This window comes from Buttiauxella sp. (assembly GCF_035271705.1).
GTDB lineage: Bacteria > Pseudomonadota > Gammaproteobacteria > Enterobacterales > Enterobacteriaceae > Buttiauxella.
The window spans coordinates 1-11,395 of record NZ_DATERI010000172.1; the positions used below are offsets into that span (position 1 = coordinate 1).

The 11,395-nt window shown below is 49.3% G+C and carries 11 protein-coding genes and 1 pseudogene; 3 read left to right on the plus strand and 9 right to left on the minus strand.

What is annotated here, in order from left to right:
* From VJY99_RS15750 to VJY99_RS15765, 4 genes are all read right to left on the minus strand, one after another.
* On the minus strand, positions 1-398 hold a 398-nt coding region (locus VJY99_RS15750), incomplete at its 3' end, for a DUF542 domain-containing protein (protein ID WP_324120114.1).
* 84 nt (positions 399-482) lie between these two features.
* Positions 483-1,457, minus strand: coding sequence for a DMT family transporter (locus VJY99_RS15755; RefSeq protein ID WP_324120116.1), 975 nt, complete (start codon positions 1,455-1,457; stop codon positions 483-485).
* A gap of 204 nt (positions 1,458-1,661) precedes the next feature.
* A complete protein-coding gene (locus tag VJY99_RS15760; protein WP_324120119.1) occupies positions 1,662-2,486 on the minus strand; it encodes an AraC family transcriptional regulator in 825 nt (274 codons plus the stop codon).
* A gap of 63 nt (positions 2,487-2,549) precedes the next feature.
* Positions 2,550-3,398: an SDR family oxidoreductase gene (locus VJY99_RS15765; protein ID WP_324120121.1), complete on the minus strand. Its 849-nt coding sequence runs from the start codon at positions 3,396-3,398 to the stop codon at positions 2,550-2,552.
* A gap of 91 nt (positions 3,399-3,489) precedes the next feature.
* Between VJY99_RS15765 and VJY99_RS15770 the strand changes: the two genes are divergently transcribed.
* Complete coding sequence (locus VJY99_RS15770; protein WP_324120122.1) at positions 3,490-3,879, plus strand: helix-turn-helix domain-containing protein; 390 nt, start codon at positions 3,490-3,492, stop codon at positions 3,877-3,879.
* A gap of 84 nt (positions 3,880-3,963) precedes the next feature.
* Here VJY99_RS15770 and VJY99_RS15775 read toward each other — a convergent pair whose 3' ends face one another.
* Entirely contained in the window at positions 3,964-5,895 is a 1,932-nt protein-coding gene (locus VJY99_RS15775) for a bifunctional 2',3'-cyclic-nucleotide 2'-phosphodiesterase/3'-nucleotidase (RefSeq protein ID WP_324120124.1), read from the minus strand.
* 187 nt (positions 5,896-6,082) lie between these two features.
* Between VJY99_RS15775 and cysQ the strand changes: the two genes are divergently transcribed.
* Complete coding sequence (cysQ, locus tag VJY99_RS15780) at positions 6,083-6,823, plus strand: 3'(2'),5'-bisphosphate nucleotidase CysQ (RefSeq protein WP_324120126.1); 741 nt, start codon at positions 6,083-6,085, stop codon at positions 6,821-6,823.
* Positions 6,824-6,840: 17 nt separating this feature from the next.
* On the opposite strand, the gene VJY99_RS15785 is transcribed toward cysQ, so the two are convergent.
* The gene (locus VJY99_RS15785; RefSeq protein WP_324120129.1) at positions 6,841-7,398 is read right to left on the minus strand and encodes a YtfJ family protein; all 558 of its coding nucleotides are present in this window, start codon (positions 7,396-7,398) and stop codon (positions 6,841-6,843) included.
* A 340-nt stretch (positions 7,399-7,738) separates the two neighbouring features.
* Here VJY99_RS15785 and VJY99_RS15790 point away from each other — a divergent pair, with 340 nt between their 5' ends.
* The gene (locus VJY99_RS15790) at positions 7,739-7,945 is read left to right on the plus strand and encodes a DUF1107 domain-containing protein (protein WP_324120131.1); all 207 of its coding nucleotides are present in this window, start codon (positions 7,739-7,741) and stop codon (positions 7,943-7,945) included.
* A gap of 225 nt (positions 7,946-8,170) precedes the next feature.
* Here the strand turns inward: VJY99_RS15790 and VJY99_RS15795 are convergent, their stop codons facing one another.
* The 3 genes and pseudogenes from VJY99_RS15795 to VJY99_RS15805 all read right to left on the minus strand — a co-directional run.
* On the minus strand, positions 8,171-9,508 hold the full coding sequence (locus VJY99_RS15795; RefSeq protein ID WP_324120133.1) for a hemolysin family protein: 1,338 nt from the start codon (positions 9,506-9,508) through the stop codon (positions 8,171-8,173).
* Positions 9,509-9,792: 284 nt separating this feature from the next.
* Positions 9,793-10,467, minus strand: a complete 675-nt coding sequence (locus VJY99_RS15800) for a hypothetical protein (protein ID WP_324120135.1) — start codon at positions 10,465-10,467, stop codon at positions 9,793-9,795.
* Positions 10,468-11,303: 836 nt separating this feature from the next.
* Positions 11,304-11,395, minus strand: a pseudogene (locus VJY99_RS15805) (peptide-methionine (S)-S-oxide reductase); the annotation flags it as partial.

Here is an 11,395-nt window from a genome sequence, read left to right on the forward strand (position 1 = left end):
TCTTTCATCATATGGCTGCTCAATTCCTGGTGCAGCATAGTGAGATATTTCGCCAGACCTTTCGGCACATTCGGCTTATCTGCATGTACGCGCTCAACTTTTGTCGCCTGAAGAATCAGCTCTGGTAATTGTTCGCGGTGGCGGTCGTGATAACGCACGATGATATGGTCAATGATTTCAGGCAGCGGTGCAGTGCGCCACTCCTTCTCGATTGGCTCCTCAGCCAGAGCTGCAAGTTCAGCTTCGATTGCCGCCAGATCCAACTCTTTACGCGTCGCTGCACGCTCAAGTGTTTGCTTTCCGCCGCAGCAGAAATCGAGATCCAATTTACGGAACAGCGCAGAAGCGCGCGGGATGGTTAAAGCCAGTTCACCTAAAGGTTGGTCGCGGAAAGCCATGAGCAGATACCTCGTTGTCGATAATATAAGATGTATATTAAATGCATCTTTAAAGCGGCGCTATGACTATTTCGAGGTAAGGTGCTATTTATCCGTTGTAACCACCACTTCAGCGAGCGTGCTTTTCTGCGGTTTTGTCAGTACCGCCATCACTACACCCGCAACTAAACAAACGATGCCTAACAACGTCAGCAACGGTGGCCAGCTATGGCGCAACATAAAGGTATAAGCCAGCCCCGCCAGGGTTTCGAAGACGATTAACGGGCCGACAATAACCGTCGGTAAACGTTGGCTGGCAATGTTCCAGCACAACGCACCCAGCCAGGAGCAAAATAGTGCAATGGCTAACATAAGCGTCAAAAAGACCACCGGACGCGGCCCAAAGGGCAGGGCAAAGTCGCTGTTGGTGTGTGACATCCACAGGCAAACTGCGAGGTATCCGATGAATGAGAATGGCAATATGACCAGCCCTTGCGCCGTCGCCCACATTAGCGGGTTTTTATCCGGATTTTCCCGCAACCAACGAGCATTACGCAGTGCATACCATGCCCAGCAAGCGACGGAAATAAACGCCAACCCGATGCCGCTAATATAGCGCCCCCAACTAAAATTCAGCTCGCCGGTACGTAATTCGGCGGTATTCACCATCACCAGCCCGAGCGCGATAATCATCAGCGCAGGTGCCAGCCGTTGCCAGGGGAGTTTCCCATCGCGTTTGCTGTAAAGCAGGTTGGCAAATACCGGAATGACGACCGGCAGCGTGCCGATAATCATGGTGGAAATCGGGGCTCCGGTGCGCTGAATGGCACTGGCAAGGCACACGTAATAAATGAGATTGCCGACGGTGGAGAGCTTGAGTGCGGTGAGCCAATCCTTGCGACACAACTGGCGCAGGCGCTGGCGTCCAAACCAGGCCAAAGGCAGCGCAATCAACCCCAACGCCAGGTAGCGTCCGGTCGACTGCATCGCGGCGGGATAGTCAGGAACAATCAGCGGCCCAACGAATATCAGCCCCCACATCAATCCCGCGAGCAGGGCGTACAGCACTCCAGTTAACATGTTCTTGTTCTTCCACTTAACTCTTTGCGTAGAGTGTAGGTGTGGTGAGATTAAAAATATTGTACCAACTTGCGGTTTTACTCTTCATTCTTCAAGCCGCAGCGGCGTTAGCTGCACTCCTTCACCCCAGTCACTTACTCAAGTAAGCTCCAGGGGATGAACTCCCTTGCCGCCTTGCTGAAACTCGAATTATTCAGAGTATTTTTATCCGATGACCTGTTTTTGGTAACGCACGGGCGTGATGCCATAACGCTGAGAAAAGGCGCGTGTAAGGTGGGCCTGGTCGGTTAATCCGCTGGCGGCAGCGACGTGTGCTGCAGGCATGCCGCTGGTGAGAAACTGTTTTGCACGCCACAGACGGATAGCCATCAGCATCTGATGTGGCGTAACGTGGAAATGTGCTTTGAACATACGCTGAAAATGATATGGGCTCAGCGAAACTACGGCGGCAAGCTCGTCGAGCGTCACCGGGTGCATATAGTTATCGTGCAGATAGTCCCGAATGGGTTCAAAACGATGCGCCGATCCTTGCGGGCCTGAAGGCAAACGACACGCGTAAGGTTGGAACGTTTCGATGAGGTTTAACAGCAGGCCTTGTTGAGCCAGCGAATCAGCTTCGCTCCATAACCTATTAATCAGTTGTGCAATGCGCCCCGCGCGTAGCGGATCGTGATGGACTACGTCACTAAACGACCAATTGCGAGAGCCCGTCACAGCCTCGAGAATTTCCGGTTCGAGGTAAATCATGCGGTACTGCCAGCCGTCTTCGGTTGCCGCCTCCCCGGTGTGGAGTTCGTCGGGATTCATTAATACCAAAGAGTCTGTGGCGGCGACATGCTGGACGCCGCGATAACGAAAGCGCTCAGCACCCCATGTCACCGTCCCAATGCCAAACGCTTCGTGGGTGTGAGGTTCGAAGGCGTAACGCGAAATATGAGCATGATAAAGTTCAACGCCAGGCAACTGCGGCAAATGCCGAAATTGGGCGCTGTCTTTCTTATCGTGGAACTGCTCGGGAACACCTTGCAAGCTAACCTCCGTAAGGACATCCACAGAGTATAGGGATGTCCTGGTTTAACGGAAAGTTAACAATTACAGCGCAGCGTGTAGGCTTTCTTCAAGCGAGGTCGTTGGGCGGCCAATCAGTTGGCTGAGTTGGCGGCTGTCATCGAACAGGCCACCTTTTGACGCGCCAATATCTGAGTTTGCCAGCAGTTCCGCGAGCCCTTCCGGGAGACCAGCACCCAGCAACGCGGCTTTAAAATCAGCTTCTGGCAGATTCTGATACGCCACGGTTGTCCCGCTTTGTTTCGTCAATTTCGCAGTCAGTTCAGCCAGCGTCCAGCCATTGTCGCCCGCCAGTTCATAAACCTTGCCCGCCTGGTTTTCCAGCGTGATGACTTTGGCCGCTGCCGCCGCGTAATCAGCACGGGTTGCCGATGCAATTTTCCCGTCCCCAGCACTTCCAATAAACACGCCGTGTTGCAGTGCAGGCGGTATGCTGGCGAGATAGTTTTCGGTGTACCAACCATTGCGCAACAGTACAAATGGAATGCCTGATTGTTGCAGCATTTTTTCGGTCGCGACGTGCTCGTCTGCCAGAGCCAGCGGCGAAGAATCTGCATGTAGCAGGCTGGTGTAAGCAATCAGTTTCACGCCAGCTTCTTTTGCGGCTTCAATCACGTTGCGATGCTGAACTGCTCGTTGACCCACTTCGCTTGAGGATATCAACAGCAGCTTTTCAACACCGTCCAGCGCCTGCACCAATGCCGTTTTATCTTCATAACTGGCAGCACGAACCTGAACGCCACGCTCAGAAAACTGACTGACTTTCGTCGGGTTACGCACAATGGCGACCAGTTGCTCAGCGGCAACCGTTTTCAGTAAGTCTTCAATAACGAGTTGGCCCAGTTGGCCGGAAGCTCCGGTAATAGCGATCATATTCATTCTCCTGTGGGGGTTCTGGTTAAGTTGTGTCACACTATCACCAGCACTAACTTTTAGTAAGTACGCACAAAAAGGTAAGTATGAAATGAGTGAAACTGAAACCCTCGCACCTTCGCTAACCGAGCAATTACGTAACGGTAATTTATTCGCTGAACAGTGCCCGTCTCGGGATGTGTTAAAGCACGTGACCAGCCGCTGGGGCGTATTAATTCTGGTGGCATTACAGGACGGCACGCATCGTTTCAGTGACTTGCGCCGTAAGATGGGGGGTGTGAGTGAAAAGATGCTCGCACAAACGCTGCAATGGCTTGAGGCCGATGGTTTTGTAAACCGGAAATCATACCCAGTGGTTCCACCCCATGTGGAATACAGCCTGACGCCGTTGGGTGGTGAGGTGGCGGAAAAGGTGGCTGAACTCGCCGATTGGATTGAGGGGAATTTGCCAAGAGTGATGGCGTCCCGCGCAGAACGCTAATACTTGCTGGTGGATGACGCTTGCGCTTATCCACCCTACAAGTGCATGATTTTGTAGGTCGGATAAGCGCAGCGTTATCTGACGTTATTGACTCAAATCCAACTGATAGAGAGCAAACCCGATTTCATCGTTGCCGACATTTTTCATCGGATACTGGGCTTTGTTTTTGATAAACGCCGCCGCTTTTTCAGCAGGTGAGGTTTCAAAGCGGATATCTAACGGCTGCTTGCTGTGGATTGGTGCGAGTCGCCAGTTATTATCAGCAGCAGGGTGGATCTCTTTGCTCGCGGTAATCCAGTTAGCCAGCACCGAGCGGTTTTCATCCGGGGAGGCGAACGCAATATGGCTATCGCCCGTACCGGCAAACTTGCCGCCGTAAGCACGATAATTATTGGTCGCCACCAGGAAGGTCGCGTTCGGGTCGATTGGCTTGCCTTTAAACGTCAGTCCTTTGATACGCTCGGCCTTCGGGTTCACGGTCTGGCATTCGCCGTCGTAACGTGCCGGTTGTGACACATCAATCTGGTAATCCACGCCGTCGATAACATCAAAGTTATAGGTGCGGAAACCGTCCCAGTTAATCAGCGACTGCGGTTTGCTGCTGTTCACATCAATCTGATTAAACTGTGCGGCAGAACATTCCAGCCACTCTTTGACCTCTTTCCCACTGGCTTTCACCACCACCAGCGTGTTGGGATACAGATATAAATCTGCGGCATTCCTGAAGGTTAACTGGCCTTTTTCCACTTCAACGTAACTGGCAGGGTCGTTCTTACGGCCACCGACTTTAAACGGTGCCGCAGCAGACAACACGGGCAGATTCGCCAGATCCGGGTCACCTTGAATGTATTTTTCCACGTAATTGGTTTGGGCATTGTTCACCACCTGCACGGTCGGATCGTCCTGTACCAGCGCCAGGTAGCTGTACATATTGTCGGAAGATTTACCGATTGGCTTACTGACGAACTCGCGTGTCGCGTCGTGATCGTGCTTCAACACTTCAACCAGTTTTGCATCTTCTGGCACCAGTGCTTTCTTCGCTACGCTGTCATAGATTGGGCGCGCTTCGGCTTTGCTACTGGTGACTTTCCATGCGCCGCTATCGTTGTTCAACACCAAATCGACAACACCCAGATGGTCGCCCCACATACCCGGCATTACCGCAGGAATACCGTTTAGCGTCCCTTTCTTAATATCGACACCCTGGATACTGGCAAAATCTTTGCCAGGGAAAACGGCGTGAGCGTGGCCAAACAGAATGGTATCAACCCCCGGAACGGTACTGAGATAATAAACCGAGTTTTCTGCCATCACGTGATAAGGGTCGCTGGATAAACCCGAGTGGGCGATAACGACCACTAAATCAGCGCCTTGCTTACGCATTTCAGGCACGTATTGGCGGGCGGTTTCAGTAATATCTTTGACGGTAACCTTACCTTCCAGATTGGTTTTATCCCACGTCATAATCTGTGGAGGCACAAAACCGATATACCCGATGCGTAGCGTCTGCTCTTTACCGTCTTTATCTTTTACCCGGGTTTCTTTGATGACGTAAGGCGTGAACAGCGGCTTATTGGTTTTGGCATCAACAACGTTGGCATTCACGTAAGGGAATTTTGCCCCTGATAACGCCATCTGTAAGTAATCGAGGCCATAGTTAAATTCGTGGTTACCGAGACTGCCCACCGCATAATCCAGCGAATTGAGCGCCTTATAAACCGGGTGAATATCCCCTTTTTTCAGGCCTTTTGCCGCCATGTAATCGCCAAGCGGGCTACCCTGAATCAGGTCTCCGTTATCCACCAGTACGCTGTTTACTGTCTCACCACGAGCGGCATTGATTAAACTCGCCGTGCGCACGAGTCCGAATTTTTCCGTTGGAGTGTCTTTGTAATAATCGAAATCCATCATATTGCTATGGAGATCGGTGGTTTCCAGGATTCGCAGGTCAACGGTTGCTGCATGAACACTGGAAGCAACCAGCATGGCAACAATCGTTGCGCTAAACTTGATCATGATAAAGGTCCTTTTTAGAGATTCGCCACATAAGATAATGAATATAAATGTTGTTGCTTACAAAAATGTGAAGTCTGCCAGAAACTGGCGGCGTTAAACCGGAATGGCTTCACAGTTAGCGCAACGAGACGTGATGAGATATAAGTAAAACAACAGGTTATTCGCGTGACACAACATGAGGTGGAGAATGTTAGAAAAAATTTGCCAGCTGGCCCGGGAGGCGGGAGCCGCCATTATGGATGTTTACCAAGGGGTAAAACCGCTGGAGGCGACGCAAAAACTGGATGACTCGCCCGTGACGGCGGCCGATATTGCGGCTCACACCATTATCCTGAAAGGGCTGCAAACGCTCACGCCAGAGATCCCCGTGCTTTCAGAAGAGGATCCGCAGACTTGGGAAACGCGCCAGCACTGGCAGCGTTATTGGTTAGTGGATCCACTGGATGGCACCAAAGAGTTCCTGAAGCGTAACGGGGAGTTCACCGTCAATATCGCGCTTATCGAAAACGGTAAAGCGGTGCTGGGCGTGGTGTATGCGCCCGTACTGAACGTGATGTATAGCGCGGCAGAAGGCAAAGCCTGGAAAGAAGAAAATGGCGCGCGTAACCAAATCCATGTGCGCGATGCTCGTCCGCCGTTGGTGGTTATCAGCCGTTCCCACAGCGATGATGAACTGAAAGAGTATCTTCATCAGTTAGGTGAACACCAGACGACATCTATTGGTTCATCACTGAAGTTTTGTCTGGTGGCCGAAGGGCAGGCGCAGCTTTATCCGCGCTTTGGGCCAACCAATATCTGGGACACCGCCGCAGGCCACGCTGTTGCGGCAGCAGCAGGCGCACACGTTCATGACTGGCAGGGTAAGTCTCTCGACTATACCCCGCGCGAGTCATTCTTAAACCCGGGTTTCCGGGTCTCTATTTACTAAGCAACTATCACTGGCAACTATTTACTAAGCAATTCTCGCAGCAGGCTAATCACCTGCTGCACCTCTTCCTGCGTCAACGCGCCATCTTTCGCAAACTGAACATGCCCCTGTTTATCCAGCACCACAATCGCTGAACTGCCTGTTTCGAGCTGCCAGGATTTTTGCGCAACGCCGTTGCTGTCGACGATAAATTGCGACCACGGGTACTGGGTTTTATTGCTTTCGAGGTTACTGCGAACGAACATCCCGGTGCCGACAATCGCGTCATCGGTGTTGACAATCGTGGTGGTTTGATAGCGGTCATGCGGGAATTTAGCCGCTTTAATCGCTTCAATTACCCCAGCATTTTTCTCTTTCGCACTGGTGCGGCCAGCAATATGTTGGATTACGCGGACTTTTCCCACCAGCTGCGCACTGTTCCAGCTTTTATAGCTAAACTTATCATTATCGAGCATCAACTCACCTTTATCGGTAATGCCAATCGGTGAGACTCGCTGATTTTTCTCAAAGCTATGCGCCGATGCTGCAAGGGGTAACAGAAGCAATGCAAGCGCAAGTGTTGTGCGTAGGGACATGGTGACTCCTTATCTTATTATTGGCTAAAAAATTGCAGGTGATCCGACCACTCAGTTGTGATGTTTTAAGCATATGTGCTGAATAGCTTTCTGTCCCGCAACAACAGTGCCAGTTTGCGTGTGACCGCACATCTCCCAATCGTTTGAAGGGTTAAACTGGATTTTGTATACAATTGAAAAGAATATTCTGAGAAATTGTAATAAAAGCGTAAATAAGATTGTGCAAACTAGGTGCCGGTTTGTATATGGACTATAGTTTCCAGGCACCAAATTTTTCGCCTCGCTTTGTCGGACCAAATGTGGAACCGCAGGGGCGTTAACACCGCAGGAGAGAAAAAGAATGAAAATCTTCCAAAAGTACAACCCGCTTCAGGTGGCAAAGTACGTGAAAATCCTATTCCGTGGACGGTTGTACATCAAGGACGTTGGCGCTTTTGAATTCGATAAGGGTAAAATTCTTATCCCAAAAGTGAAAGATAAGCAGCATCTATCTGTTATGTCTGAAGTCAATCGCCAGGTGATTCGTATGCAGGCGGACATGGCGTAAATACCCGTCATACTTCAAGCCGCAGGTGTGTTGGCTCGCCCTCTCACTCCAGTCACATAATGGATTATGCCCCTGGAGATTCGTGGACTTTGCCGCCTGCCTGTAACTCGAATTATTTAGGGTATGACATCGAAGTACGTAAAACGGCACCCGAGGGTGCCGTTAGTGTTTCAGAGGGTTTTATCGAGAGGACAGGCGCGAGCGTCATCCACCGCTTCTGGTCGATTAAGCTGCGTTCTGCTCTTCAGCATCCGGAAGCTTTGGCGTTAATGGCGTTGGCTTATTATCAATGCGCGTGACCAGCAACTGGTCGATGCGGTAGTTATCAATATCCACCACCTCGAATTTATAGCCAGAAAACTTAACCGAGTCAGTACGCTTCGGGATTTTGCGCAGCATAAACATCATGAAGCCGCCAATGGTTTCGTAGTTGCCAGACTGCGGGAACTCATCGATATCCAGCACGCGCATAACGTCATCAATCGGTGTGCCGCCTTCAACCAGCCAAGAATTTTCATCACGAGCAACAATCTGCTCCTCCAGGCCCTGACCCACCAGATCGCCCATCAGGGTTGTCATCACATCGTTGAGCGTAATGATACCCACCACCAGCGCGTACTCGTTCATGATAACCGCAAAGTCTTCACCGGCCGCTTTGAAGCTTTCCAGCGCTTCGGACAGCGTCAATGTATCCGGCACAATCAGCGTATTACGCAGATGCACGCCACTGTTGAGCGCGAGGCTCTGGTTGCCCAATACGCGGTTCAGCAGCTCTTTTGAATCAACGTAGCCAACGATATGGTCGATATCGCCATTACACACCAGGAACTTGGAGTGAGGATGCTCGGCGATTTTATTCTTCAGACTCTGCTCGTCGGTATGCAAATCAAACCAAATGATGTTTTCACGCGACGTCATGGACGACGGCACGGTACGCGATTCCAGCTCAAACACGTTCTCGATAAGCTCGTGTTCTTGCTTACGCAACACACCTGCTAGCGCACCCGCTTCAAAAACGGCATACACATCATCAGAGGTAATGTCGTCATTGCGTACCATCGGCAGTTTGAAAATACGGAAAATGACGTTTGCCAGGCCGTTAAAGAACCACACCAATGGACGGAAGATAAACAGACAGAAGCGCATCGGGTTGATGATTCGCAAAGCAACAGATTCAGGCGAAATCATACCGATGCGTTTCGGCGTAAGGTCTGCAAACAGAATAAACAGGCTGGTAACCACAGTGAAGGAGATGATAAAGCTCAGTTGGTCAGCCATTTCTGGGGAGAAGAAACGCTCCAGAAGGGCTTTAAAAGCTGGGGAGAACGCTGCGTCGCCGACGATACCGCCGAGAATCGCAACCGCGTTCAGGCCAATCTGCACGACGGTAAAGAACATGCCAGGACTTTCCTGCATTTTCAGTACGCGTTGTGCGTTCAAGTTGCCCTCATCAGCCAGCAGCTTGAGTTTGATTTTGCGCGATGCTGCCAGCGAGATCTCCGAAATAGAGAAGAACGCACTGACGGATATAAGAAGAAGTATTAGTAAAATACTGTTTAACATAGTTTATCCGGCTTGGAGCCAGAGCCTCGGAAGGGTAGTTGAAAATCCATGGGTTACTGCGTTTTGACTGCCAGTCCGTGGAGGTTGGGCCAGCAATTTCAACGGGTAGTATAGCGTAAGGGGGGGGGAGGCTGCTACTGGCTGCCGACTACTCACTTTCTGTGCCCAAGTGCTGTGTACTGAGCTTGATGGGAACGCTCATGACCCTGTATACCGTTCTTCGCCCCTGTAACTGACAAACTGTGGATGTTAATCACTCACATCCTATGCTCACCTGTAGGGAATTAGATAATTTTACAGTTATCGATATCTTCTAAGCGTGCATCATTCATAAAACTGTTTATCGAGCTAAAGCTTATCAACCTTGAGCATTCATCAAATACAACGGCCTGGTGCTCTCTCTGTACTGCCCATACTCCCGCCTCTTCGAGTACTGAAAGATGTTCTTTGTCTCGTATGATGACAATTATCCTGTCGCAGTACTTACGGATGACTTTCATTATGGTTGGGAAAAACTCACTATTTATAGTCTCTTCCACGAATGATGGCTGAAGTCTTAGCGCTTCAAACTTTCCTGTTGTGAGAGGTAATGCAGTACTGTGATAGGAACCCAGTCCATCGAGCCAAAAATCTTCGCCTATCAGGTCAGTGTTGTATGCCGTACTGACCATCAACCTGAGAAATGGATGTTCAAGTACTGCATTCTTCAATGACAGTTCTTCTGCAACATCTGCTGCTACAGGAAGTACACAGTACAGGCCATGACTTATAAACCATTCAGATTGACGCTTTATCGCAGCGAGCTGGTATTTGAGCTCTGTTAAACGTTCCTCATAACTTAATACCTTTTCTGCGACGATGACCCTACAGCCTTCTTTTTCAAAATGGGTCTTGAGTTCGACCCCTAATAACACTCCTCTAACAGAAAAGATCGGTACTGCCATGTATGTCTGATTCATCCATTGATATCCATTTCTTTGTATAATTATTATTAATCGGTTAAGTGAATAATCCTATAAACTTACCGAGCACATTAAAAGTATCACTTAAATAATACCCGCGCCACCTGTATGTATAAATAAACCTGCTGTTTTAATGGACTTATTCGGGTTTATTTTTTTGTTCAGATGTCCATGCCATCTATTGTATGTATGTTGAGCGAATCGGACTGAATGGTCCGAATTAGGGATGAAAACGCAATTAATCAAAATAGAGTGTATTTAAATCAACGGTTAAAATAAATTAACTATAGATAAAGGAGCTCATTTTTGGACTCGGTACTTAAGTCTGTGTATAGAGGCATGATTCCAGAATGAAGATGGCGACTTTCGGTGCGTACTATCGAATGGGACTGATTTACACTGTCTATAGACAATCCGTTGGGTTCAGTACTGGAGGGGCGAGTTGTGCGGATGCACAAATAGAATGAGCCCGGTATGTGAATATGACTAGTGTGTAACTCAGGAAGGGTTATCGCTTCATTATTACTCCCCCTAATACCAATACAACGATAGGTCAACTATTTGTTTTTTTATGAGTGTATTACTGTACTTTTGATATATGAAAACGCATTTTATTTTTGGTACTTGAATAGATTATGAGAACTCAGTATGGGTACTCAAAAAATAAAAAAAACCGTGATTGCACTGTTATGGGGCATATTTCAATTTTATCGCTGGAAGGATTAATTTTACGAGTGCTCATTCTCATGCAGTCTTAAGTTTTTCTTAAGGAGTAAGGAGAAAAAAGCGCAAAACGGACAGCCATGAAAGCCATCCGCTTGTTAGAGAACATATTAATTCTGTGGCGGCAAACAGACGCCAATACCCCCAATGCCGCAATATCCGTACGGATTTTTATGCAGATATTGCTGGTGGTCGTCTTCGG

Coding starts and splice junctions, on each gene's coding strand:
- VJY99_RS15790 (WP_324120131.1), top strand. CDS start 7,739: ATGAAAATCTTCCAAAAGTACAACCCGCTTCAGGTGGCAAAGTACGTG.
- VJY99_RS15770 (WP_324120122.1), top strand. CDS start 3,490: ATGAGTGAAACTGAAACCCTCGCACCTTCGCTAACCGAGCAATTACGT.
- VJY99_RS15800 (WP_324120135.1), bottom strand. CDS start 10,467: ATGAATCAGACATACATGGCAGTACCGATCTTTTCTGTTAGAGGAGTG.
- VJY99_RS15785 (WP_324120129.1), bottom strand. CDS start 7,398: ATGTCCCTACGCACAACACTTGCGCTTGCATTGCTTCTGTTACCCCTT.
- cysQ (WP_324120126.1), top strand. CDS start 6,083: ATGTTAGAAAAAATTTGCCAGCTGGCCCGGGAGGCGGGAGCCGCCATT.
- VJY99_RS15755 (WP_324120116.1), bottom strand. CDS start 1,457: ATGTTAACTGGAGTGCTGTACGCCCTGCTCGCGGGATTGATGTGGGGG.
- VJY99_RS15795 (WP_324120133.1), bottom strand. CDS start 9,508: ATGTTAAACAGTATTTTACTAATACTTCTTCTTATATCCGTCAGTGCG.
- VJY99_RS15765 (WP_324120121.1), bottom strand. CDS start 3,398: ATGATCGCTATTACCGGAGCTTCCGGCCAACTGGGCCAACTCGTTATT.
- VJY99_RS15775 (WP_324120124.1), bottom strand. CDS start 5,895: ATGATCAAGTTTAGCGCAACGATTGTTGCCATGCTGGTTGCTTCCAGT.